This is a genomic window from Azoarcus sp. KH32C, assembly GCF_000349945.1.
In the GTDB taxonomy this organism is placed as follows: domain Bacteria; phylum Pseudomonadota; class Gammaproteobacteria; order Burkholderiales; family Rhodocyclaceae; genus Aromatoleum.
The window spans coordinates 2,079,605-2,102,895 of sequence record NC_020516.1; the positions used below are offsets into that span (position 1 = coordinate 2,079,605).

Annotated in this window: 20 protein-coding genes; 11 read left to right on the plus strand and 9 right to left on the minus strand. The window is 65.5% G+C overall.

Going from position 1 to position 23,291, the window contains the following annotated elements; all coding sequences use genetic code 11:
• Nucleotides 1–4: 4 nt before the first annotated feature.
• The 7 genes from AZKH_RS09155 to AZKH_RS09185 form a co-directional block, all read right to left on the minus strand.
• Nucleotides 5–403 (minus strand): RidA family protein, encoded by a 399-nt coding sequence (locus AZKH_RS09155; protein WP_015435476.1) that lies wholly within the window; start codon nt 401–403, stop codon nt 5–7.
• Nucleotides 400–855, minus strand: coding sequence for a thioesterase family protein (locus AZKH_RS09160; protein ID WP_015435477.1), 456 nt, complete (start codon nt 853–855; stop codon nt 400–402). The genes AZKH_RS09155 and AZKH_RS09160 overlap by 4 nt, the downstream gene beginning before the upstream one ends.
• A complete protein-coding gene (locus AZKH_RS09165) occupies nt 852–2,033 on the minus strand; it encodes an acyl-CoA dehydrogenase family protein (protein ID WP_015435478.1) in 1,182 nt (393 codons plus the stop codon). The genes AZKH_RS09160 and AZKH_RS09165 overlap by 4 nt, the downstream gene beginning before the upstream one ends.
• 10 nt (nt 2,034–2,043) lie before the next feature.
• Nucleotides 2,044–2,889: an enoyl-CoA hydratase family protein gene (locus tag AZKH_RS09170; protein ID WP_015435479.1), complete on the minus strand. Its 846-nt coding sequence runs from the start codon at nt 2,887–2,889 to the stop codon at nt 2,044–2,046.
• Between the two features lie 33 nt (nt 2,890–2,922).
• Nucleotides 2,923–3,723, minus strand: a complete 801-nt coding sequence (locus AZKH_RS09175) for an SDR family NAD(P)-dependent oxidoreductase (protein ID WP_015435480.1) — start codon at nt 3,721–3,723, stop codon at nt 2,923–2,925.
• Nucleotides 3,724–3,763: 40 nt separating this feature from the next.
• Nucleotides 3,764–6,067 carry a bifunctional salicylyl-CoA 5-hydroxylase/oxidoreductase gene (locus AZKH_RS09180; protein ID WP_015435481.1) on the minus strand — a complete coding sequence of 768 codons (2,304 nt, stop codon included), beginning with the start codon at nt 6,065–6,067 and terminating at the stop codon, nt 3,764–3,766.
• 198 nt (nt 6,068–6,265) lie between these two features.
• Nucleotides 6,266–6,778: a MarR family winged helix-turn-helix transcriptional regulator gene (locus AZKH_RS09185; RefSeq protein WP_015435482.1), complete on the minus strand. Its 513-nt coding sequence runs from the start codon at nt 6,776–6,778 to the stop codon at nt 6,266–6,268.
• A 336-nt stretch (nt 6,779–7,114) separates the two neighbouring features.
• Between AZKH_RS09185 and AZKH_RS09190 the strand changes: the two genes are divergently transcribed.
• The 11 genes from AZKH_RS09190 to AZKH_RS09240 all read left to right on the plus strand — a co-directional run bounded on the left by AZKH_RS09190 (nt 7,115) and on the right by AZKH_RS09240 (nt 19,539).
• Nucleotides 7,115–8,143 (plus strand): AraC family transcriptional regulator, encoded by a 1,029-nt coding sequence (locus AZKH_RS09190; RefSeq protein ID WP_015435483.1) that lies wholly within the window; start codon nt 7,115–7,117, stop codon nt 8,141–8,143.
• Nucleotides 8,144–8,342: 199 nt separating this feature from the next.
• Nucleotides 8,343–9,131 carry an SDR family oxidoreductase gene (locus AZKH_RS09195; protein ID WP_015435484.1) on the plus strand — a complete coding sequence of 263 codons (789 nt, stop codon included), beginning with the start codon at nt 8,343–8,345 and terminating at the stop codon, nt 9,129–9,131.
• A gap of 55 nt (nt 9,132–9,186) precedes the next feature.
• The gene (locus tag AZKH_RS09200; RefSeq protein ID WP_015435485.1) at nt 9,187–10,461 is read left to right on the plus strand and encodes a styrene monooxygenase/indole monooxygenase family protein; all 1,275 of its coding nucleotides are present in this window, start codon (nt 9,187–9,189) and stop codon (nt 10,459–10,461) included.
• 28 nt (nt 10,462–10,489) lie between these two features.
• Nucleotides 10,490–11,671, plus strand: a complete 1,182-nt coding sequence (locus AZKH_RS09205) for an OmpP1/FadL family transporter (RefSeq protein ID WP_015435486.1) — start codon at nt 10,490–10,492, stop codon at nt 11,669–11,671.
• Between the two features lie 32 nt (nt 11,672–11,703).
• Nucleotides 11,704–12,231 carry a flavin reductase family protein gene (locus tag AZKH_RS09210; RefSeq protein WP_015435487.1) on the plus strand — a complete coding sequence of 176 codons (528 nt, stop codon included), beginning with the start codon at nt 11,704–11,706 and terminating at the stop codon, nt 12,229–12,231.
• A gap of 10 nt (nt 12,232–12,241) precedes the next feature.
• Entirely contained in the window at nt 12,242–13,822 is a 1,581-nt protein-coding gene (locus AZKH_RS09215) for an NAD(P)/FAD-dependent oxidoreductase (protein ID WP_041656040.1), read from the plus strand.
• Nucleotides 13,823–13,848: 26 nt separating this feature from the next.
• Entirely contained in the window at nt 13,849–14,634 is a 786-nt protein-coding gene (locus AZKH_RS09220) for a cyclase family protein (protein ID WP_015435489.1), read from the plus strand.
• Between the two features lie 9 nt (nt 14,635–14,643).
• On the plus strand, nt 14,644–16,863 hold the full coding sequence (locus AZKH_RS09225; RefSeq protein ID WP_015435490.1) for an indolepyruvate ferredoxin oxidoreductase subunit alpha: 2,220 nt from the start codon (nt 14,644–14,646) through the stop codon (nt 16,861–16,863).
• Between the two features lie 14 nt (nt 16,864–16,877).
• Nucleotides 16,878–18,629, plus strand: a complete 1,752-nt coding sequence (locus tag AZKH_RS09230) for an indolepyruvate oxidoreductase subunit beta family protein (protein WP_015435491.1) — start codon at nt 16,878–16,880, stop codon at nt 18,627–18,629.
• Nucleotides 18,630–18,994: 365 nt separating this feature from the next.
• Complete coding sequence (locus AZKH_RS09235; protein ID WP_015435492.1) at nt 18,995–19,264, plus strand: CopG family ribbon-helix-helix protein; 270 nt, start codon at nt 18,995–18,997, stop codon at nt 19,262–19,264.
• Nucleotides 19,264–19,539 carry a type II toxin-antitoxin system RelE/ParE family toxin gene (locus tag AZKH_RS09240; protein ID WP_041656042.1) on the plus strand — a complete coding sequence of 92 codons (276 nt, stop codon included), beginning with the start codon at nt 19,264–19,266 and terminating at the stop codon, nt 19,537–19,539. The genes AZKH_RS09235 and AZKH_RS09240 overlap by 1 nt, the downstream gene beginning before the upstream one ends.
• A gap of 1,192 nt (nt 19,540–20,731) precedes the next feature.
• Here AZKH_RS09240 and AZKH_RS09245 read toward each other — a convergent pair.
• Together AZKH_RS09245 and AZKH_RS09250 are read right to left on the minus strand one after the other, a co-directional pair.
• Nucleotides 20,732–22,156 carry an aldehyde dehydrogenase family protein gene (locus AZKH_RS09245; RefSeq protein WP_015435493.1) on the minus strand — a complete coding sequence of 475 codons (1,425 nt, stop codon included), beginning with the start codon at nt 22,154–22,156 and terminating at the stop codon, nt 20,732–20,734.
• A 146-nt stretch (nt 22,157–22,302) separates the two neighbouring features.
• On the minus strand, nt 22,303–23,283 hold the full coding sequence (locus AZKH_RS09250; protein ID WP_051071660.1) for a YCF48-related protein: 981 nt from the start codon (nt 23,281–23,283) through the stop codon (nt 22,303–22,305).
• Between the last annotated feature and the right edge of the window lie 8 nt (nt 23,284–23,291).

Genomic DNA, 23,291 nt, shown 5'->3' on the forward strand with positions numbered 1-23,291 from the left:
CCACTCAATCCGGAATGACGGCCGTCACCTCGATCTCGACCTTGGCTTCGTCCTCGACCAGGTCGGCGATCTGGATGGCGCTCATGGCCGGGTAGTTGCGGCCGATCACGTCGCGGTAGACGACGCCGACGTCCTTGAGGCGGGCGACGTATTCCTTCTTGTCCTTGAGATACCAGGTCATGCGGACGATGTGCTCGGGACCGCCGCCGGCCGTGCGCACGACGTCGACGCAGTTCTGCAGCGCCTGGCGGATCTGCTCGACGAGGTCGTCGGTCTCGAACTTGCACTCGGCGTTCCAGCCGATCTGTCCGCCGACGTAGATCTGGCGGCCGCGCGCCTCGATGCCGTTCGCGTAGCCCTTGGGGGCAATCCAGCCTTCGGGTTGAATGATTTTGTTGCTCATGATCTCTCCTTGAATCGGGTGATGGCTTGCCGGATATCCTCCGGCCAGGGGATGGAGCGATGCGTCTCCAGGGATGTGGCGACGAGGCATTGATCGAAGCGCACGCGTTCCTGTCCGTCGGCGCCGACGATCCGGTGCCTGAGGTCGAGCGAACTGCGCCCGATCCTCTCGACCGACAGGTGAAAACAGAGGGTGTCGCCGAGCCGGGACGGGGCGACGAAGGTGGTGTCGAGCTTTGCCGTCGGGGTCCCCAGCCGTCTCTGGCTGACCGTCTCGGTCCAGGGCTTGCCAAGGTGCGCCCACCAGTCCTCGACAACGCCGTTGAGCATCTCGAAATAGCGCGGGAAGAACACGATGCCGGCGGGGTCGCAATGGGCAAACCGGACCAGGCGTTCCGCCATGAATTCGCCGGGTAGGGCCTCGCGTGGAGGCAGGGTCAGCATGGTCGTCATACGGCGCTCCGGGCCTGGGCCTGCTCGTGTTCCTTGAGGAGCTCGCGCGCCACGATCAGCTTCTGGACTTCGGTCGCGCCCTCGTAGATGCGCAGCGCGCGGATCTCGCGGTAAAGCGACTCGACGACGACGCCCGTGCGCACGCCCTGGCCGCCATGCATCTGCACCGCGGCGTCGATGACGCGCTGGGCGTTCTCGGTGGCGGTCATCTTCGCCATCGCCGCTTCGCGGGTCGTCGGCAGCTTCTGCACGTCGCGGCGCCACGCGGCCCGCGCGGTGAGCAGCGCCGCGGACTCGATGTCCGTTGCCATCTCGCCTAGCTTGGCTTGCGTGATCTGGAAGTCGGCCAGGGTGTGACCGAACATCGGCCGGCTGCGGACATGAGCCAGCGCTTCGTCGAGCGCGCGGCGGGCAAAGCCCTGCGCGGCCGCGCCGACCGATGCGCGGAAGATGTCGAGCGTGCGCATCGCGACCTTGAAACCCTCCCCGGGCGCGCCCAGACGGTTGGCTGCCGGCACCCGCATATCGGTGAACCGCAGGCGGGCCAGCGGATGCGGCGCGATCACCTCGAGGCGCTCGGCGACTTCGAACCCGGGCATGTCGGGCGTGACGACGAAGGCCGAGATGCCGCGCGTTCCCGGCGCCTCGCCGGTGCGGGCGAAGAGGCAATAGACGTCGGCGATTCCGCCGTTGGAGATCCAGGTCTTCTCGCCGTTGATCACGTAGTCGTCACCGTCGCGACGCGCCTCGCAACTCATCGCGCCGACATCCGATCCGGCCAGCGGCTCGGTCAGAGCGAAGGCGGCGATCCATTCGCCGGCCGCCACCTTCGGCAGCACGCGGCGCTTCATCCCGGGGGAACCCGCGAGCGTGATCGCGCCGGTGCCCAGGCCCTGCATCGCAAACGCGAAGTCGGCCAGGCCGTCGTGGTAGGCGAGGGTCTCCCGGGCGATGCACAGCGAGCGCGAATCGAGTTCCGGCAGCGCGCCGCCGAATTCGGCCGGCACGCAATAGCGCAGGAAGCCAGCCCGGCCGAGGTCGCGCACGAGGCGACGGCAGGCGTTGTCGGTATCGTGGTGGTCGATCGCCGGCAGCGCCGACGCCCAGTCGAGGAGGGCATCGGAAAGCTGCCGGTGCTCCGGCCCGAAGAAGGGAAGGTCGAGGAGGGAGCGGTCCATGGCCCTGGCCTCAGTTCCCTTCGAACGCCGGCTTGCGCTTCGCCGCAAAGGCGTCGAAAGCGCGGCGGAAGTCGCCGGTCATCATGCAGATGGCCTGGGCCTGGGCTTCGGACTCGATCATCTCGTCGATGCCCATCGCCCATTCCTGGTTGACCATGGTCTTGGTCACGGTGTGGGCGAACCACGGCCCGTCGGCGAGGCTGTGAGCGAGTTCCTGCGCCTTGGCGAGCACCTCCTGCGCGGAATGCAGGCTGTTGAAGAAGCCCCAGGCGGCCCCTTCGTCGGCGGTCATCGTGCGTCCGGTCATCAGCAGCTCGTTGGCACGTCCGAGGCCGATCACGCGCGGCAGCAGGCCGCAGGCGCCCATGTCGGCACCGGCGAGGCCGACGCGCGTGAAGAGGAAGGCGGTCTTGGTGCCCGGCGTGCCGAGGCGGAAGTCGGACGCCAGGGCGACCATCGCACCGGCGCCGGCGCAGATGCCCTCGATCGCCGAGATCACGGGCTGGGGCGCGCGGCGGATCGCCTTCACGAGGTCGCCCGTCATGCGAGTGAATTCGAGGAGTTCCGGCATCGACATCCGCGTGAGCGGCTCGATGATCTCGAAGACGTCGCCGCCGGAGCAGAAATTGCCGCCCTCGCCGGTGACGACCACGCTGCGCACGTCGCTGGCGTAGGTCAGGTCGCGGAAGAGGTCGCGCAGTTCGGCGTAGGAATCGAAGGTTAGCGGATTCTTCTTGTCGGGTCGGTTCAGGGTGATGGTCCCGACCCGGCCGTCTTCGCTGCACGACCACTTGAAGTGGGTCGCCCGGTAGTCCTTGAAGGGGCGCTTGTGATCCCGCATCGAAAGTTCTGCCATGGTGGTTCTCCTTGTCCTGTTGAGGTGGGCCGCTTACATCACTTCGCCGCCGGCGACCGCGATGGACTGGCCATGGATCGCTTCGGCGCCGGGCAGGCACAGCCACGCGACGGCGTTGGCGACCTCGGCCGGCTTCACCAGGCGGCCCTGGGGATTGCCCGCGGCGAGTTCGGCTCGGGCTTCGTCAGCGCTGCGGCCGGTCTTGGAGACGATGTTGTCGACCGCACCGGCCAGGAGCGGCGTGTCGGTATAGCCGGGGCAGACAGCATTGACGGTGATGCCGCGCTTGGCGACTTCGAGCGCCAGCGCGCGTGTCAGGCCGACGACGCCGTGCTTGGCGGCGCAGTAGGGCACCACATAGGCGTAGCCGGCGAGGCCCGCGGTGCTGGCAATATTGACGATGCGCCCCCAGCCGGCTTCGATCATGCCGGGCAGCATGGCGTGGATGCAGTTGTAGGTGCCCGTCAGATTGACGTCGAGCATCAGCTTCCACTGTGCGGGATCGGTCTTGACGAGCGGCGCGCTTTTCGCGACACCGGCGTTGTTGACCAACAGCGTGACCGGACCGCGTGCTGCAGCGGCCTCGGCCATAGCCCCGGCGACCGCTGCATGGTCGGTGATGTCGGCGACGGCGATGCCGTGGTCGCGGCCGGGCAGGCGGTCGCGGGTCGCCTCGAGCCCGGCGCGGTCGAGACCCAGTAGGGTGACGATTGCGCCGTGGCGGGCGAGTTCGTGGCAGATTGCTTCGCCGATGCCGCCGTTGGCGCCGGTGACGACGGCGTGGCGGCCGGCGAGGGGAAGTTGCGTTTGGCTCTCGTTGGGGTGGGCGTTCATGGCGCTCGTCCTTGTCGTGGTTGCGTTTCGGTACGCCGGATCAGGCGTTCAGCGCGAGCTGGGCTGCGCGTTCGAGGTTGCGCTCCAGCTGCACCTTGCCGCCGACGTACTGCCTGGGCCAGGCGATGTCGAAGTAGCCTTGTTCGGCCGCGGCATGCAGCGTCCAGGCCGGATCGGCGAGGTGCGGACGGGCCAGCGCGCACAGGTCGGCGCGGCCGGCGGCGATGATGGTGTTCACGTGATCCGCCTCGAAGATGTTGCCCACCGCGATGGTCGGCACTTCGACCTCGTTGCGGATCTTGTCCGAGAAGGGCACTTGGAACATGCGGCCATACACCGGCTGCTCGTTCTTGCTCACCTGGCCGGACGAGACATGCACGATGTCGGCGCCAGCCGCCTTGAAGAGGCGGGCGATCTCGACCGCGTCCTCGGGCGTCGTGCCGCCGGGCACCCAGTCATGCGCCGAGATCCGCACCGACATCGGCTTGTCGGCGGGCCAGACGCCGCGCATCGCCTTGAACACTTCCAGCGGGTAGCGGCAGCGGTTCTCGACGCTGCCGCCGTACTCGTCGGTGCGCAGGTTGGTCAGCGGCGAGATGAAGGACGACATCAGGTAGCCGTGTGCAGCATGGAACTCGACGAGGTCGAAACCCGCCGTCTCGGCTCGCAGTGTCGCGGCCACAAAATCGGCCTTCACCCGGTCCATATCGACGCGGGTCATCGCGCGCGGCACCTGCGAGACGCCCGAGATCAGCGGCAGGGCGGAGGGCGCGATCAGCGGCCAGTTGCCGGATTCGAGCGGCTGGTCGATACCTTCCCAGGACAGCTTGGTCGAGCCCTTGCGGCCGGCGTGGCCGATCTGCAGGCCCATCTTCGCGCCGCGGTTCGCGCGGACGAAATCGACGATGCGCTTCCACGCAGCCACCTGTGCGTCGTTCCAGATGCCGGCGCACCCCGGGGTGATGCGGGCCTCCGGGGAGATGCAGGTCATTTCCGTCATCACCAGCGCTGCGCCGCCGAGACCCCGGGCCGTGTAATGCTGGAAGTGGAAGTCGCCGGGCATGCCGTCGGTTGCCGAGTAGGTGCACATGGGCGAGACGACGATGCGGTTCGGCAGCGTCAGGCCGCGCATCCGGAAGGGCGTGAACATCGGCGGCACGGGCCGCTTGTTCGGCGCGTCGGCAAGCCCGGTCCGTTGCTGGAACCAGCGGTCGAAATCCTCGACGTAGTTGGCATCGCGCAGCTTCTGGTTGGCGTGGCCGACGCGCTGGCTGCCGGTGAGGAGCGAGAACGCGAACTGCTCGGGCTCCATGTGCACGTAGTTTTCGACGTTCTCAAACCAGGTCATGCGGTTGCGCGCAGCGCTCTGCAATTTGAGCGCCTCGATCTCGCGCTCGGCCTGGTAGCGGGCGAGACGCTCCGGCACGGTGCCGTCGGTGCTGTTCAGGACCTTGGCCAGGGAGATCGCATCCTCCATCGCGAGCTTGGTGCCGGAGCCGATGCCAAAGTGGGCGGTGTGCGCGGCGTCCCCGAGCAGCACGATGTTGTCCTTGTACCAGCGCTCGCACAGCACGCGGTTGAACTTCTGCCACATGGCCGAGCCGCGCAGGTGGCGGGCGTTGGAGATCAGCTTGTGGCCGTCCAGCAGGTCGGCGAACAGGTCTTCGCAAAATGCGATGGACTCGTCCTGCTCGAACTTGTCGATACCGGCCTTGACCCAGGTTTCTTCCGGCGTCTCGACGATGAACGTGGACCACTCGGCATTGAACCGGTAGGCGTGCAGGTTGAACCAGCCCCATTCGGTCTCTTTGAACGCGAAGGTGAAGGCGTCCAGCTTCTTCTTCGTGCCGAGCCAGATGAAGCGGCACTTGCGCTGATCGATGCGCGGGTTGAAGTGCGCTTCGTGCTTGCGGCGGGTTGCCGAGAACACGCCGTCGGAACCGATCACGAGGTCATAGTCGCGGGCGTATTCGTCCGGATCCTGGATTTCGTGCTCCCAGAGCATCTTGACGCCGAGCTCCGCGGCGCGGCGCTGGAAGATCTCGAGGAGCTTCAGCCGCGCGATGCCGCAGAAGCCGTGGCCGCCGGAGGTGATCTTGCGGTCCTTGAAGAAGACGTCGATGTCGTCCCAGTGGTGGAAGCTGGCCTCGATCTCTTCGACGACCTTGGCGTCCGCCTCGCGGAAGCCGTCCATCGTCTTGTCCGAGAAGACCACGCCCCAGCCGAAGGTGTTGTCGGCGGCGTTGCGGTCGATGACGGTGATGTCGTGCTCGGGATTGGCCTTCTTCATCAGGATCGAGAAATACAGTCCGGCCGGGCCTCCGCCCAAACATACGATGCGCATGCTTATCTCCTGTCTTGTGTGGATGACGGAACCTCGAGCGCTCTCGGCTGAGGTCTGAGACGTCTGATCTTGCTCACAACGTTTAGTTGAGAATATTTCAGATCTAAACAATCAAGTCAACAAGAATTCGAAGGCGGGATCGGCGCGCGATTGCCTTGGGGGCTGTGAAGTCAGGGAGGGCGGTTTAGCCCGTGTAGATCAGCGCGCGTCGGCCAGCCGGCTCTTGAGCTTTCCGAGCAGGCCGGAAAGCTGCTGCTGCTCGCTTTCATCCAGGAAGGACAGGAGCGACATGACCCATTGCTCGTGTGCGACCGCCATCTTGGCGAACTGGGTCCTGCCTTCCGGCGTCAGCGCGATGAAGTAGGCGCGCCGGTCGGTCGGGTCTTCGCGGCGCTCGACCAGCCCTTCCTTGACCAGGTTGTCGGTCAGCCCCGTGACGTTGCCGCCCGTCACCATCAGAAGCTGCGACACGGCTCGCATCCTCAGGCCTTCGGGATATCGGTAGAGCTGCGACATCAGGTCGAAGCGGGGCAGCGTCGTGTCGAAATCTTCGCGCAGCTTGGTGCGCAGTTGCCCTTCCATGAGGTTGTGGCAGCCAAGCAGCCGCAGCCAGAGGCGCAATGCCAGGTGGTCGCCGGTGGGAAGGGCCTCGATGGACTCCACGGACTCGGTGTCGGAAACCTGTGCGGCTTGCAGGGCTTTCTTGGGCATGGGGCTCTATCGATGGTGTTGAAGAGACGCCGAAGGCCTCGTCATTCGAACCGGATTGTAGCGTCCGTGTGAATAATTGACATCTAATATTTCGCCACTCGAAGTTCCGGGTGGTTGCTGAAGGAAAAGTTTAGATATAAAGTAAAAGCCGGCTGTTTCACGAATCGGAATCATCACCGTGAATGGGTGTCCACTTTCGGTGGCCCGCGCAGCATGCTGGACCAAAGGACTCCGACAAGAGAGTCTGAAGCTCGCAAGTACTTGAGCAGGAAAGATAAGGTCGAAAATGTCCTGAGAAGACATTGGCCCAACCCCAATTTGAGACAGAGCATCGCCATGACGCCCGTGACCCCGTCGCTAGCCGACCCGCGCTCGTCGCGGGAGTTGCTGAGTGCATTCCCGCTATTCCGTTCGACGGATCCGGAGCAGGTGAGGACGGAAGTGTCGCGCGTGTTCTGTCCCCATCAGCTGGAGCCCGTGGATCCACGGCGTCCACTGTCGACCGTCCACAACCTCGTGAAGCTCGGCGAGACGGCGCTGAATTTTCTCACGTACGGCTCCGACGTGATGATCCTCCCCGGGAGCCTCGACCGTTTCTATCTGGTCCAGTTGCCGCTCACGGGCTCGGCGCAAGTGACTTCGGGGCAGGAATCCGTCGAGTCCGGTGCATGCTCGGCCGTCATCCTCAACCCCGACGAGCGGATCAGGATGCGCTGGAGCGGCGAGTCTGCGCAGTTGCTGTTGTGGATTCCGCGGCGCTCGATCGAGCGCCGGATGACGGAAGTGCTCGGCGAGGGCTTCAAGCAGCCGCTGCGCTTCAGCGTCGAGTTGCGGCAGACGTCCGGCATGACGAGCGCGTGGTGCACGATGCTCAAGGATCTCGCCCGCAACATCGACGAGAACGGCGTCGACTGGCTCCGCTTCCGTCCGGCGGTCAGTGCCCTGGAGGATTGCCTGATCCGCGGGCTCATCTACCAGCAGCCGCACAGCTATTCGGAAAGGCTCCTGAAGCCGGCGCTGCCGGCCCACTCGCGCCAGTTGCAGCGGGCGCTCGACTACATCGAGGGCGCCGCGCTTGAGAGCATCAGCGTCGCGGATATCGCGCAGTACGCCCACCTTAGCGTGCGAGCGCTCGAAGAAGGCTTCCGCAAGCATTACGGCACGACGCCGATGAACTATCTGCGCGGCAAGCGCCTCGACCAGGCGCGTTCGGCCATCGTCGCCAATGCTCTTGCAGGCTCGCCCGAGACCATCACGGAAATCGCTTTCCGCCACGGCTTCAACCATCTGGGGCGCTTTGCGGCGTACTACCGGGAACGCATCGGCGAATCGCCCTCGGACACGGCTCGGGCGGCGATCGGTTGAGCCGGGTAGGGGCTCGTCCCCTGCCCAACCTACCCGCGTGCGTTCCCTGAACCACCCGGAACGCCTCCGTTCGTCCTGAAATTTCGGCCGGATCGCACGAGCGCGTTTTCCGGATATCGGTGACGCGGATTCCGGATAGCGACGCCTTCGTCCCCTCGACAAACTGAGCCCCGTTGCTTCACAGACAACGGAGCGAGACATGAAGGGTATCGAAGGAAAGGTCGCGATCGTCACCGGCGGCGCGACGATGATCGGCGAGGCCGTGGCGGCCGATCTGGTCCGCCGGGGGGCGAGGGTGGTCATCGCCGACATCAATGCGGAAAACGGCCACAAGGTTGCGCAGGGCTTGGGGCCGTCGGCCCTTTTTCAGACGACCGACATCACCGACGACGCGCAGGTCGCGGGCTGTGTCGAAGCGGCGATCGGACGTTTCGGCGGCGTCGACTTCCTCGTCAATTGCGCCTGCAGCTATGTCGATAACGGCGCCGCCTCCACCCGCAACGAATGGCTGGCGTCGTTCGACGTGAATGTCGTCGGCGCGGCGATGATGATGCAGGCCTGCCGCCCCGAGATGGCCGGGCGCGGTGGCGGGGCGGTCGTGAATTTCTCGTCGATTTCGGCTGCGGCGGCGCAGACCGGTCGCTGGCTCTATCCCGTTGGCAAGGCCGCGATCGTCCAGCTGACCCGTAACGCCGCCCTCGATCTGGCGTCCGACCGCATCCGCGTCAATGCGGTCGCGCCGGGCTGGACCTGGTCCTCCGCGATTGCCGCGCTGTCCGACAACGACAAGGCGAAGGCCGACCGGGTCGCCGCCGACTACCACGTCCTCGGCCGGCTCGGCCTGCCCGAGGAGGTCGCCCAGGTCGTCAGCTTCCTGCTCTCCGACAACGCGAGCTTCGTCACCGGCGCCGAATACGCCTGCGACGGCGGCTACGGCGCGCTCGGGCCGGAGGCCGCACAGGCCGCCATTCCGCGGCTGGCCGGCTGAGCCGCGCGCCGCCTCGACAAGAACAAGCGACAAGACCACATCCAAGGAGACACCTATGACGACGAACAACAGCGCCCGCAGCATTGCCATCGTCGGCGCGGGCCAGGCCGGCCTGCTGCTGGGGACCGCGCTGCTCGACCAAGGCCATGAAGTGACCATCATCACCAACCGCACTGCCGAAGACGTCTGGAGTGGCAAGGTGATGTCTTCGCAGTTCATGTTCGATCCGGCGCTGCAGATCGAGCGGGACTGGAAGATGGACCTGTGGGAAGCAGACTGCCCGCAGGTATCCGGGGTCAATCTGTCGATTCCCGTCCCGCACGGCGCCGCGAAGCCTGCCGTCGACTGGAACGCAAGCCTCTACGCCTACGGGCAATCGGTGGATCAGCGCGTCAAGATGTCGGGCTGGATGAAGGAATTCGAGCGCCGCGGCGGCGAACTGCGCATCGAGAACGTCGGCATTCCCGAGCTGGAGGCACTGGCGCAGCGTCACGAGCTCGTCCTGCTCGCCGGCGGCAAGGGCGAGATCGTCAATCTCTTCGGCCGCAACGATGCGCGCTCGCCGGTACGCCAGCCGATGCGCCAGCTCGCCCTGAGCTACGTCACGGGCATGAAGCGTCACGATCGCCAGGAAAGCATCAACTTCAACCTGATCCCCGGCGTCGGCGAGTATTTCGTGTTCCCGGCGCTGACGACCAAGGGCGGTTCGGAGACCCAGGCCTGCGACATCATGGTCTTCGAAGGCGTGCCCGGCGGCCCGATGGATTGCTGGGGCGACGTGAAGAGCCCCGAGCAGCATCTGGAAAAGAGCCTCGAAATCCTCCGCACCTTCGTCCCGTGGGAATACGAGCGCAGCCGTGACTGCCAGCTCACCGACGCCAATGGCAACCTCTCCGGCCGCATCACGCCGACCGTGCGCAACGCGGTGCTCACGCTGCCGTCGGGCCGCAAGATCATGGGCCTGGGCGACGCGATCCTGGTGAACGACCCGATCACCGGCCAGGGCTCGAACAACGCGACCAAGAGCGCCAAGCACTACTTCGACGCGATCGTCGCCCGCGGCCACGCCGCCTTCGACGAGGCGTGGATGCACCTGACCTTCGACGCGCTGTACGAGGGCTATGCGGAAAAGGTGATCCGCTGGACCAACAGCCTGCTGTTCCCGCCGCCGGCCTACATCGTGAAGCTGCTGTCGGCCGCTCAGCAATCGCCCTCGCTGGCATCGCGTATCGCCAACGGCTTCAACGATCCGCGCGATTTCGCCGAGTACTGGTTCGACGAGGCGCGCGCCGAAGAGCTGATCGCGGCCGAGTCCTGCATGGCGGCGTAAGCGCCGATTCCCCCGGAGAGAGACCACAATGAAAATGACAAGACTCGCCGCCAAACGCGCCTTCGCCGCGCTCGGCACCATGTCGGTGGCGTTCCCCGTGCTCGCGACGCAGGGCACCTTTCCCCACGGCTACGGCGTCAAGGCCGAAGGCATGGCCGGCGTCTCGATCGCACTGCCGCAGGATGCGCTCGCCGGCGCCAATAACCCGGCCGGGATGGTCGCGGTCGGCACGCGGCTCGATCTCGGTGCCGCGCTGCTGAAGGTCGACAACGGTGCGCGCTTCGGCGGCGTCGACTACGACGGCTCCGCCGACCGTAGCCTCTACCTGATCCCGCAGATGGGCTACAACCACATGTTGCGTGACGACACTTCGCTGGGCGTGTCCGTCGTCGGCAACGGGGTCGGCACAGACTACGAGAACGACGCCAACATCGGCGGCCTCGTCGGACCGCGCTCCGAACTCAAGCAGATGGTCATCACGGCGAGCCTCGCGCACCGGCTCAACGAGATGCATTCGGTCGGCCTTGGGCTGATGCTCGCACGACAGAAACTGAGCATCGGCGGACCCGCCGGACTCGGGCTGCCGCAGGGCACCGACGAGTCGATGGGGGCGGGCGTGAAGCTCGGCTGGATCGGGCAACTGACCCCGGCGCTGAGCCTCGGCGCGAGTTATTCGAGCAAGATCGACATGGGGCGCATGAAGGAATTCGACGGCCTGTTGCCGGGCAAGGGCGACCTCGACATCCCCGAGCACTACGGCCTCGGCATCGCGTACCGCAGCGGACCGCTGACGCTCGGCGCCGACGTGCTGCGGATCAACTGGCGCGGCGTCGACGCGCTCGGCAACCCCGGCGTCACCCAGGCGCCGTCGGGCACGACGCCCGGCTTCGGCTGGAAGGACCAGACCGTCTGGCGCGTCGGCGCCGCCTACGCCGTCAGCGAGGCACTGACGCTCCGCGCGGGCTACAGCCACGGCACTCAGATCCTCGACCGGCGCGACACCTTCCTCGGCGTGCTCGCGCCGTCCGCGAACCGCCGCCATTACACGGTCGGGGCGAGCTGGGCGATGGCAAAGGACAAGGAGCTGTCGGTCGCCTATGCGAAGTCGCTGAAGGAGCGGGTGAACGGCAGCGGCCCCGCGCCGGACGGGATCACCGATCCCTACATGGGCCAGGACTGGCTGTCGGCGAGCCTGGGGATTCGCTTCTAAGCGAATGACATCTTTCAGAAGGAAACCTCAAAATGATCGATCCCCGCCAATTCCGCGACGCGCTGGGCCACTTCGCCACCGGCGTGACCGTCGTCACCACTATCGACGCGGAGGGCCAGCCGGTCGGCGTCACCGTCAATAGCTTCAGCTCGCTGTCCCTCGATCCCCCGTTGATTCTGTGGAGCCTCGCGAAGAAGTCATACAGTCTCGCGGCCTTCGAGGCGCATCCCGCCTTTGCCGTACATGTGCTGGCGAGCGACCAGCAGCATCTCTCAGATCGCTTCGCCCGCGCCGGCACCGACAAGTTCGCCGGGCTCACGCCGGGCGAGGGCTTCGCCGGCGTGCCGGTGCTCGACGGTTGCGCGGCTGCTTTCCAGTGCAGCACGGAATTCCGCTACGACGGCGGCGACCACCTGATCCTGGTCGGCCGCGTACAGCGTTTCACCACGCGCGAGCGCCCGCCGCTGCTCTTCTACCGCGGCCGCTACGCGACCCCGGAAACGGAGGCGGCACAGCCCTTCGCCGGCCTGCTGCGGGCGATGGCCCCCGCGGTTGCGTGAGTGCCAGGACATGAGCCAGTCCGACGTCATCATCATCGGTAGCGGTATCAACTCGCTAGTATGCGCCGGGGTGCTGGCGAAGCGCGGCAGGAAGGTCGTGGTGCTGGAGCGCGAGGCGGTCCTCGGCGGTTGCATCCGCAGCGAAGAACTGACCGTTCCGGGCTTCCTCCACGACACGATGTCCACGGCGCACCCGCTTTTCGTCACCTCGCCCGGCTATGCCGAACTCAAGGACGTACTGCACGGGCACGGACTGGCCTACGGCAACAACGCCACGCCCACCGGTGTGTTGTTGCCGGACGGCCGCTCGCTGGTGCTGCGCGCCTCGCGCGATGCCAACGTGCGGGCGATGAACGCGCTCGCCGCGGGGGACGGCGATGCCTACGCCGAGGCGATGGCCTTCGTCGAACAGAACGCCGGGCTCATCTTCCCGCTCCTCGGCAATGAGCTGTGGAGCGCGCCGGTCGGCAGGATGATGGCGGGCCGGGTGTGGAAGCAGGGCGCCCACGAGACACTCGCCTTCTTCGGTCCGGCGATGCAGAGTTGCCGCGCTTGGCTCGAAACACAATTTTGCTCACCTTTGACTAAGGCCCTGCTGGCCCCCTGGGTCCTCCACACCGGCCTGGGCCCCGAGAGCGCGATGTCAGCACTGATGGCGAAGGTCGTCGCGTTTACGCTGGAAGCGGTCGGCCTGCCGATTGTGCAGGGCGGCAATGCACGAACGGTCGACGCCTTCCGAGCGCACATCGAAGCCTGCGGCGGCCGCTTCCACACCGGCGCCGACGTTGAGGAAATCCTCGTCGAAGGCGGCAAGGCGCGCGGCGTGCGGCTCGCCGACGGAAGGGTGTTCGAAGCGAAGCAGGTCGTCGCCAATGTGACCCCGACCCAGCTCTACGGCCGCTTGCTGCGGAACGGCAGCGCGCCCGAGCCCCTGCGCCGCCAGGCCGCCGAATACCGCTACGGCAAGGGCAACATGCAGATCCATCTCGCGCTGTCGGCGCCGCCGCAATGGCCGGAAGCGCATTTGCGCGAGGTCATCTACCTGCATCTCACCGACGGCCTCGACGGCGTCTCGCGCGCCGTGAACGAGGCTGAGCGCGGGCTGCTGCCGGTTGAGGGCACGATCTGCGTCGCCCAGCCCTGTGCGGTCGATCCCTCCCGAGCGCCTGCCGGGCAATGGGTGTTGTGGGTGCAGTTGCCCGAGTGCCCGCGCCACGTCAAGGGCGACGCGGCGGGCGAAATCGCCGCGCCGGCCGACGGTCGCTGGAATGCGGACGTTGCCGAGCGCTACGCCGACCGCATCGTCGCAAGGATCGCCCGCCAGGCACCCGGCCTCGAAGCCAGCATCCTCGGCCGCAAGGTGATCTCGCCCGCGGATCTGGAGGCGATGAACATCAACCTCGTCGGCGGGGACCCCTATTCGGGCGAATGCAGCATCGACCAGTACATGTTCTGGCGCCCGCTGCGCGGCGTGAAGAACCACGCGACGCCGGTGAAGAACCTCTATCAGATCGGCGCCTCGACGCACCCCGGCCCCGGTCTGTCGGGCGCCTCGGGCTTCCACGTCGCGAACGTGCTCGCCCGACCCTGAAGAACCGGATACCCCAGGAGAGAGACATGACAACGAACAACCATCTTGCCCAGTTTGCGCACGGACTCGCCAGCGGCGCAATCCGCGTGATCGACCTGACCCAGACCCTGAGCCCCGAATTTCCGGCGCTGAAGCTCCCGCCGGATTTGGGCCAGCCCTGGCCCTTCCGGATGGAGGAGATCTCGCGCTACGACGAGCGCGGCCCGGCCTGGTACTGGAACAACCTCTCGATGTCGGAGCACACCGGCACCCATTTCGATGCGCCGGTGCACTGGATTTCCGGCAAGGACCATCCCGACAACACCGTGGATACCATCCCCGCGGACCGCTTCATTGCGCCCGCGTGCGTTGTCGATTGCAGCCGCGAGGCCGCCGAAAATCCCGATTTCCTGCTGACCATCGAATTTCTGGAAGCTTGGGAATCGAAGCACGGTCGTATCCCCGCCGGCGCCTGGGTCCTGCTGCGCACCGACTGGTCGAAGCGCGGCATGCCCGATGCCTACGTCAATGCGAAGGAAGACGGCCCGCACACGCCCGGACCGGCCGAAGGCACGGTGCGCTGGCTGATCGAGCAGCGCGACGTCATCGGCTTCGGCGTCGAATCCATCAACACCGACGCAGGACAGTCCTTCGCGTGGCCGACGCCGTATCCCTGCCACTACTTCATGCACGGCAATAACCGCTACGGCCTGCAATGCCTCACGAACCTCGACCGTCTGCCGCCGCAGGGCGCAGTGATCCTGGCCGCGCCGCTCAAGATCCGTGACGGCTCGGGCAGCCCCTTGCGGGTGCTGGCGCTGGTGCAGGGCTGAGGGGGCGAAATGGCTGAGCGTTCGTTCAAGAAGGAAGTCCAGCAGCTACGCATTCCCGGGGGCGAGGAATTCCGCGGCGAGGGCATCCTCGCAATCACCAAGGCGCTGCTGCAGTCAGGCGTCGGCTACGTCGGCGGCTATCAGGGCTCGCCGATCTCGCACCTGATGGACGTGCTCGCGGACGCGAAGGACATCCTCGAGGAGCTCGACGTCCATTTCGAAACCAGCGCTTCGGAGGCCACGGCCGCGGCGATGCTCGCCGCCTCGGTGATGTACCCGATCCGCGGTGCGGTCACGTGGAAGTCGACCGTCGGCACCAACGTCGCGTCCGACGCGCTCGCGAACCTCGCGTCGGGCGGCGTCACCGGCGGCGCGCTGGTCATCATCGGCGAGGACTACGGGGAAGGCTCCTCGATCATGCAGGAGCGCTCACACGCCTTCGCGATGAAGTCGCAGATGTGGCTGCTCGACCCGCGGCCCAATCTCGAATCCATCGTCAAGTCGGTCGAAGACGGCTTCGAGCTCTCCGAGGCGAGCAACACGCCGGTGATGCTGCAGGTTCGCATCCGCTCCTGCCACGTGCACGGCCGCTTCATCACCAAGGAAAACAAGCGCCCGCGCTACACGCTGAAAGAGGCGCTGGACAATCCGATCCGCGACACGACTCGCATCGTGCTGCCGCCCGCGTCCTTCCAGCACGAGCACGAGAAGATCGAACGGCGCTGGCCGGCCGCGGTCGAGTTCATCCGCGAGCGCAGGCTCAACGAGTTCTTCGACGGCGACGAGGATTACGCCGGCGAGGTCGGCCTCATCCTGCAGGGCGGCCTCTACAACGGCGTGATCCGCGCGCTGCAGCTCCTGGGCCTGGCCGACAGCTTCGGAAACAGCCGCATCTCGCTGTACGTGATGAACGTCACCTACCCGGTAATCGACGAGGAAGTGCTCGAGTTCTGCCAGGGCAAGCGCGCGGTGTTGATGCTGGAAGAAGGCCAGCCCGACTACATCGAGCAGAACCTGCACGCCATCCTGCGCAAGAACCGGGTCGACACCCATCTCGCCGGCAAGGACGTGCTGCCGATGGCGGGCGAATACACCACCGCGACGATGAAGAGCGGCATCGACGCCTTCCTGAGGGCCCACTTACCCACAGCGCTGGCCACCCACGAAGCTGTGGCGGCCGACGAGGTCGCCGACGCGCGGGTGGCGGCGGCCCCCGTTGCCAAGGCGAAGCCGGCCGCGGTGCCGATCACCTTCCATCCCAAGGTGAAGGCGCTGGCCGAGGTCGTGCCGCCGCGTCCCGCCGGCTTTTGCACCGGCTGCCCGGAACGCCCGATCTTTGCGGCGATGAAGCTGACGGAGCAGGATCTCGGCGAGCACCATGTGTCGTGCGACATCGGCTGCCACCTGTTCTCGATCCTGCCGCCCTTCAACCTCGGCGCGACCACGATGGGTTACGGTCTCGGCGCGGCGTCGAGCTCGGCCTTCAACGTCAAGACCGGCAAGCGTTCGATCTCGGTGATGGGCGATGGTGGCTTCTGGCACAACGGCCTCACCTCCGGTATCGCCAACGCCGTCTTCAACAAGAACGACGGTGTCATCGTTATCATCGACAACTATTACTCGTCGGCGACCGGTGGCCAGGACATTCTGTCGTCGCGCGCCGACAATCCCGATCGCGCTACCAAGAACCCGATCGAGAACGCGATCCGCGGCGCCGGCGTGAAGTGGGTGCGCACGATCGACCGCACCTACGACGTCGCCCGCATGCGCGACACGCTCGAAGAGGCGCTCACGACGACCACCGACGGCCCCAAGGTCATCATCGCCCAGTCCGAGTGCATGCTGAACCGCCAGCGCCGCGAAAAGCCGCTCTTCACCAAGAAGGTCAAGGCTGGCGAACGCGCGGTGAAGGAGCGCTTCGGCGTCGATCCGGACGTGTGCACGGGCGACCACGCCTGCATTCGGCTCTCCGGCTGCCCCTCGCTGTCGGTCAAGGACAGCGGCGACCCGCTCAAGGAAGACCCGGTCGCCCATGTCGACAACAGCTGCGTCGGCTGCGGCAACTGCGGCGAAGTGGCCGAGGCGGCTGTGCTCTGCCCGTCCTTCTACCGCGCTGACATCATCCACAACCCCACTGGCGGCGACCGCCTGCTCGCGAAGGTGCGGGGCGCGGTGATCGGCTGGCTGCAGCGCCGCCGTGCCGCGCGCCTCGCGCGCTATGCCCTGTGAGAGAGATACCAGACATGAACCAAACCGTTCTTCACGCGGGTACGCCGATCAAGATCGCCATCCTCGCCATGGGTGGCCAGGGCGGCGGGGTGCTGGCCGACTGGATTATAGAAATGGCGGAGCATGGCGGCTGGTGGGCGCAGACTACCTCGGTGCCGGGGGTGGCCCAGCGCACCGGGGCGACGATCTACTATCTGGAACTTTTGCCCGAGTCGGCCGCCGCGGCCGCCGGCAGGCCGCCCGTCCTGGCGATGATGCCGACGCCGGGCGACATCGACCTGGTAGTGGCCGCCGAACTGATGGAAGCCGGCCGCGCGATGCAGCGGGGGCTGGTGACGCCCGAGCGCAGTACGCTAATCACCTCGACCCATCGCAGCTACTCAGTCACCGAGAAGGCCGCGCTCGGCAATGGCATCGGCGACCCGAACAAGGTGCTCGATGCCGGCCGCGAGGCCGCCAGACGGATGATCGCCATCGACCTGCAGGCGCTCGCCGAGCAGGCAGGCAGCGTGATCTCGGCGAGTCTCTTCGGCGCGATCGCCGGTTCGGGCGCGCTGCCCTTCGGTCGCGAAGCCTTCGAGTCCACGATCCGCGCCAGCGGCAAGGGCGTCGAGCCCAGCTTGCGCGCTTTCGCCCTCGGCTTCGATGCCGCCGCCCAGGCGCCGGCCACGCCTGCGGCGATCGATACGCGTCACCCGGCTGTGACGGTGCCCGAGCGCGCCGAGCATCCCGACGTGCAGCGGCTGCTCAGGAAGATCAAGACGGAATTCCCGCCGGTGGCTCATGGCATGCTGGTCGCGGGCGTGCGGCGGCTGATCGACTACCAGGACGTCGCCTATGCAGGCGAGTACCTGCAGACATGCGCCGAGATTCGCGTCCTCGACGAACGCCATGGCGGCACGATGAAGGGCTGGGCGCTGACCCAAGCCGCGGCGCACCGCCTGGCGGTGGCGATGAGCTACGACGACGTGATTCGAGTCGCCGATCTCAAGACCCGCGGCAGTCGCTTCGAGCGGGTGCGGAACGAGGTCGGCGCCAAGGCGGACCAGCTCGTCTATACGACCGAGTTCATGCACCCGCGGCTGGAGGAGATCTGTGGCACGCTGCCGGCCGGCCTCGGCCGCTGGCTTGAGAATTCGAAGGGCATCGGCGCCTTCGTCAAGCGCAAGATGGAGCACGGGCGCCGGGTGCAGACCGGTACGCTGACGTGGTTCCTGGCGCTCCACCTTGTGGCAGGGATGCGTCGTTTCCGCCGCGGTCTGCTGCGTCACCGGATCGAGACCGCGCAGCAGCGCGAGTGGCTTAACCGGGTGGTGCGGCTTGTGGCTCATGGGGCAAATGAGGGCGATTACGAGCTCGCAGTCGAAGTGCTGCATTGCCGTCGCATCGTCAAGGGCTACAGCGGCACCCACGACCGCGGCGACAAGCGTTTTGCCGTGCTGATGAAGGCCGCTGACAAGCTCGCCGGCCGTCCGGGGGCCGCCATGACGCTGCACGGACTGCTCGAGGCCGCGATGGCCGATGAGGCCGGGAAACGCCTGGACGAGGAGCTTGCACGCTGCATCCAGGCGTCGCGTTCCGAAGGGGCGATTCCAGATCTTGCTCGGGCCGCGGATCGCTCCGCCTCGCCATCTGTTGGACCCGGGCCGTGGACGATCGGGAGGGTAGATCTCTCCGACCCATTGAGGCCCCCCGCGATCGTGGGTGAGAGAAGCCGGTCGCCGACTTCGGCCTTAATGCGAGAGCGAGGCGACCTTATCGGTTGACGCGAGAAGCTGTCTTCGAGCCTGGGAAGGATAATGACAGCAACGGGAAAAGTTGATACGGGAGGGATAATGTCGAATTCACACCAACCTGTCACTTGATTGATTCATTTTTAATCACTAAGATTAAAATCGAATCGCGACGAGAAGTGAGCCTTTGAAGAGCGGTCGCTACCGCCGACCCGCAAAAACATCGTCATGGGTGCGGTCGGTGTGGTGTTCTGGCGTATCGTGCGGCCGCAGCTCGTCGTGGCTGGGGACACAACCGACGCCGTGACGGCGGCGGGGCATCCTCCCCGAGCCGGATAACCAGGGTGCTGGCTCCGGCAAGTTCCGATCGTGTATTCCGCAGGCGCAGGAGAGTTCAAATGGCACAGACCGAAACCAAAGTGCTGACCGCACATGTCCCCCTTCCGTTGGCGGAAAAAGTCGATCAGATGGCTGCCCGACTTGAACGATCGCGGGGCTGGATCATGAAGCAGGCGCTGTCGGCCTGGATCGACCAGGAGGAAGAGCGCAGCCGCCTGACCCGCGAGGCGCTTGCCGACGTGGACGCCGGTCGGGTCATCGACCATCAGGCCGTGCAGGCCTGGGCCGACAGTCTCGGTACCGACACGCCATTGCCGGTGCCGCGCTGATGGAGCTGAAGTGGACCGGCAAGGCGCTCTCCGACTTGGCTCGTCTGTACGAATTTCTCGCCCCGGTGAATAAGCCTGCCGCTGCACGTACGATACAGGCGCTCACGGCTGCGCCGTCAAGTTTGCTGGTGAACCCGCGCATCGGCGAACGGCTCGATGAATTCGAGCCGCGCGAGGTGCGGCGGATTCTCGTGGGGCATTACGAGATGCGCTACGAGATTCAGGAATCGACGATCTACATGCTGAGGCTGTGGCACACCCGAGAGGATCGCTGACAAGGCCTTGGCGCCAACCTATTACGATTTTGTCCGCAAGATCCGCCCTTCGTGATCGAGCGGTAGGTTTTGGCAGCGCGTGTTAATAGAGTGGGAGTGACTGATACAGAAAAAGATTTTAAAAATCAATCATATAGGTGATTATCGTTGATGGTGCGGAACGGATTATCAACGAGCAGAAGCCCCGGTAAACGCTGGGGTTTTTTGCTTTTTGGGCCCTGGCAATCGTCGAGGCGAACCGACTCGATCTGACGGTATTTTTGACGGTATACGCCGCGAATTGTCTGGGGATTGTCGGTTTACCGTCAAAACATATTTGACATATTTGACGGTAAACTGCGGCGCAGTCCCAAGCCCTGCAAGGGTTTTCGGAAGATTGCCAGCAGAGGCGATCTGACGGTAAACCAGATCCCTGACCGGCGGCGATTCATGATGGCCGCCTACGGTGGTCGCCTCGAATTCTGCGCCCGCAGAGGAGGTTCTCGATCGGTCGTTTCTTGGCTGGGTGAGAACGTGTTGAAGGGTCCAAGGCCGACGTTGATTTGGACATCGTCCCCGTAAGCAGCTGTTCGCCCGTGAGCGCCCCGTCTTCGCGGACGAAGGGTGGCTTCGTGATGACTCCGGCCGTCGGACGCCGGCTTGGCAAGGTCAGGGCCCGGCCACAAGCGGAAATCCACCTCGGCCCGATTGCAGTCATTGAAAGGGCGGCTGCACTCCGAAAACTGCCGTAAGGGCAATTCACACAACTCGGCCATTTGCTGTCGTTCTGCAATTGGCCGAAATATGTCTGCTACCCGTTCCACTCCTGACATTGGTGGCCCTAGAAGCGATGAAACAAGCTTCCGCGGTGTCGCCCGTCCGCATAGGTGCGCTTACGTTCGACGCTTGCGTTGCCGGCGGCGGTGACGACTTCGCGGGCCGCCAGCTCGTCGCTGTGCTTATTGCGACGCCGTTGTCACGGTCAACCATATGAAGCGCCTCCGGGCGCGTCCTTTCCCGCCTCTAACCCTGCCGTCGCCGATCTCGTCTTGCGCGGCATACTGAAGCGCACCGGTGCGGCAGCGCAATCGTCCACAGATAGGCTGTAGTTAGCGGCATGCGTAAAGCGCTCCAAAAAAAAGGCCCCGAGGGGCCAAGGAGACACTTCAGGAGCAGGAGGAGAGGGAAGTGCCGCCGGTGAAGCCGCGCGCAATCACTGCTTCATGATCTTCAGTGTCTGGATCGACGTGTACTCCTCGAGCCCGTAGCGGCCGAACTCGACACCGAGCCCCGATTGTTTGACGCCTCCGAAAGGGGCGTCAGGCTGGATCGCGGCATGTTCATTCACCCACGCCGTGCCACATTCGAGTTGCAGCGCGAGTGCCGCGGCCTTCGCGCGGTCGTTCGACCAGATCGAACCGCCCAGCCCGTTCTCGTTGGCGTTCGCGCGCGCGATGACTTCGTCGATGTCGGAGTAACGAATCACCGGCAGCACCGGTCCGAACTGTTCCTCGTCGACGACGCGCATGCCGTCCTTCGCGTCCGCAATCACGGTAGGCTCGTAGAAGTAGCCGCTGCCCGCGCGAGCTTTGCCGCCCGAGAGGATGCGGGCACCGTTGGCGCGGGCGTCTTCGACCAGTTCGTGCACAAAATCGAGTTGGCCTTTGTTCTGCACCGGACCGAGCTCGGTGCCGTCGACGAGGCCGTCGCCGACGACCGTATCGCGCGCGATGCGGGCGAGTTCGTTAACGAGTTCCTCGTAAACAGCATCATGGACGTACAAACGCTTGAGGCAGGCGCAGGTCTGGCCGTTATTGTGGAAGCCGACGCTGAAGAGCTTGGACGCGACCGCCTTCGGGTCGACATCCGGAAGGACGATACCTGCGTCATTGCCGCCAAGCTCGAGCGTAAGCCGCTTCAGATTGCCAGCGGCGTTCTGCATGATGTTGCGGCCCGTCGGCGTCGAGCCGGTGAAGACGATCTTGTTGATGTCCGGGTGCTTCGCGATCGCAGAGCCGACGCCGCTCTCGCCGGTGACAATGTTCAGCACGCCGGGAGGCAGGATGCGGTTCGCGAGTTCGACAAAGCGGATCGTTGCCGTCGGCGTCAGCCCGGACGGTTTCATCACAACTGTATTGCCCGCACGCAGCGCCGGAATCACGTGCCAGATGGCGATCATCAGCGGCCAGTTCCACGGTGTGATCGACGCCACGACACCCAGAGGCTTGCGGTGCACTTCGACGCGCGCCTCATCATTGTCCTGGATCACCTCGATCGGCAGCTCGAGATCGGCCGTGACATGCGTCCAAGCCACTGACCCGCCCACTTCCATGCCCGAGCCGACACCGTTCAGCCCCCCCAACGGCTTGCCGCTTTCCTTGGTGACAAGTTCCATCAGGTTCGCCATGTCCTCCTCGATGGCGACGCCCAAGGCGTGCAGCAGATCCTTGCGCCGCGCATCCGGTGTGCGGCTCCAGTCATGAAAGGCCGCACGCGCCGCAGCAACGGCCTCGTCGACATGCGCGGCGGTTCCAGCTTGAACGCGCGCGAAGGCCTCGCCCGTTGCGGGATTAATGACTTCAAAGGTGCTACCGGCCTTTACTGGCCGACCGTTGATGATCATGTCGAAAACTTGCATGGGGTTTCCTCTTTTCGATTAGTTAACGTTAGTTTGCGTGCCTGGTAAGGCCTAACTCGTTGGACGAAGGAAAAACAAGGCTACGCGGGGCAGACTTCCCGCCCGTCAGCCGAAGACGGCAGCCCCTTGAACGGTTCTCTCACCCCTCATTCCGTTGGCACGACGCCGGCGCGCGAAAACAGCACTACCTGCGACGAACCTGCGCCGACAGCCGCCGTGAGCGACAAGCGGTCGGGACGCTGGTGCACCTCGAAACTGGAACCGGCATCCCGGCTTTCGAGCGTCAAGCCGTCGAGCCCGACTGCAAGCACCCGGTCCACGAGCGGGACGACTCCGGTGATCGAACTCTGCGTGCCGGTGACGACCTTGTGCCAGGTCTCTCCTCCATCGCTGCTGCGATACAGGCTGCCGCGCAGGCCCGCGACCAGCAGCGTGCCGTCAGCGAGTGCCGTACCGCTCCAGAAGGAGCCACGGTAACCGGTCGGCCGGTAGGCCCAAGTCTGGCCACGGTCTGCAGAGTGCAGTACCGTGCCGCGCTCGCCGACGACGAAGAGGTCGCCCCGTCGGTCCGCAAAGACGTGCATCAGGTTGCGATCGGCACGCGTGTCGTTGGGCGGGGCCGGCAGACTGACCTTGTCCCAGGTCTTGCCGCCATCAGTCGTCGTGAGCAGCAGCGACCAAAGTCCAACCGCCGTGCCATGCTGCGCGTCGGTGAAATGCACCGAGAAGAGCGGCCGGTCCTCGGAGGTTTCCATGCGTTGGCTCGTCCAGGTCTCGCCGCCGTCCTCGGTATGCAGGATGACGCCCCAGTGCCCGACTGCCCAGCCGTTGCGTTCGTCGGCGAACGACACGCCGGTCAGCGTCGCATTGACCGGTACTTTGGACGCCTGCCGCCAACTGCCACCCCGGTCATCCGACAGCAGCACGACACCCCTATCCCCCACTGCGACAAGCCGCTGCCCTGCCTGCGTTGCCGCGAGAATCATCGACCGGCTCGCCGACGCCGACCGTTCTGCAGCGCGCGGCACGACCCCGGCGCCTTCACCTGCAAGCGCGGGCGTCGCCGTCGACAGTGCCGCGATGATCGCTACCGACATGCCGAGCATCATTCGATATTTCTTCATCATGAATCTCC

Bases quoted from the DNA above. Each gene is read 5' to 3' on its own strand.
- AZKH_RS09155 (WP_015435476.1), bottom strand. From the start codon at position 403: ATGAGCAACAAAATCATTCAACCCGAAGGCTGGATTGCCCCCAAGGGC.
- AZKH_RS09160 (WP_015435477.1), bottom strand. From the start codon at position 855: ATGACGACCATGCTGACCCTGCCTCCACGCGAGGCCCTACCCGGCGAA.
- AZKH_RS09165 (WP_015435478.1), bottom strand. From the start codon at position 2,033: ATGGACCGCTCCCTCCTCGACCTTCCCTTCTTCGGGCCGGAGCACCGG.
- AZKH_RS09170 (WP_015435479.1), bottom strand. From the start codon at position 2,889: ATGGCAGAACTTTCGATGCGGGATCACAAGCGCCCCTTCAAGGACTAC.
- AZKH_RS09175 (WP_015435480.1), bottom strand. From the start codon at position 3,723: ATGAACGCCCACCCCAACGAGAGCCAAACGCAACTTCCCCTCGCCGGC.
- AZKH_RS09180 (WP_015435481.1), bottom strand. From the start codon at position 6,067: ATGCGCATCGTATGTTTGGGCGGAGGCCCGGCCGGACTGTATTTCTCG.
- AZKH_RS09185 (WP_015435482.1), bottom strand. From the start codon at position 6,778: ATGCCCAAGAAAGCCCTGCAAGCCGCACAGGTTTCCGACACCGAGTCC.
- AZKH_RS09190 (WP_015435483.1), top strand. From the start codon at position 7,115: ATGACGCCCGTGACCCCGTCGCTAGCCGACCCGCGCTCGTCGCGGGAG.
- AZKH_RS09195 (WP_015435484.1), top strand. From the start codon at position 8,343: ATGAAGGGTATCGAAGGAAAGGTCGCGATCGTCACCGGCGGCGCGACG.
- AZKH_RS09200 (WP_015435485.1), top strand. From the start codon at position 9,187: ATGACGACGAACAACAGCGCCCGCAGCATTGCCATCGTCGGCGCGGGC.
- AZKH_RS09205 (WP_015435486.1), top strand. From the start codon at position 10,490: ATGAAAATGACAAGACTCGCCGCCAAACGCGCCTTCGCCGCGCTCGGC.
- AZKH_RS09210 (WP_015435487.1), top strand. From the start codon at position 11,704: ATGATCGATCCCCGCCAATTCCGCGACGCGCTGGGCCACTTCGCCACC.
- AZKH_RS09215 (WP_041656040.1), top strand. From the start codon at position 12,242: ATGAGCCAGTCCGACGTCATCATCATCGGTAGCGGTATCAACTCGCTA.
- AZKH_RS09220 (WP_015435489.1), top strand. From the start codon at position 13,849: ATGACAACGAACAACCATCTTGCCCAGTTTGCGCACGGACTCGCCAGC.
- AZKH_RS09225 (WP_015435490.1), top strand. From the start codon at position 14,644: ATGGCTGAGCGTTCGTTCAAGAAGGAAGTCCAGCAGCTACGCATTCCC.
- AZKH_RS09230 (WP_015435491.1), top strand. From the start codon at position 16,878: ATGAACCAAACCGTTCTTCACGCGGGTACGCCGATCAAGATCGCCATC.
- AZKH_RS09235 (WP_015435492.1), top strand. From the start codon at position 18,995: ATGGCACAGACCGAAACCAAAGTGCTGACCGCACATGTCCCCCTTCCG.
- AZKH_RS09240 (WP_041656042.1), top strand. From the start codon at position 19,264: ATGGAGCTGAAGTGGACCGGCAAGGCGCTCTCCGACTTGGCTCGTCTG.
- AZKH_RS09245 (WP_015435493.1), bottom strand. From the start codon at position 22,156: ATGCAAGTTTTCGACATGATCATCAACGGTCGGCCAGTAAAGGCCGGT.
- AZKH_RS09250 (WP_051071660.1), bottom strand. From the start codon at position 23,283: ATGATGAAGAAATATCGAATGATGCTCGGCATGTCGGTAGCGATCATC.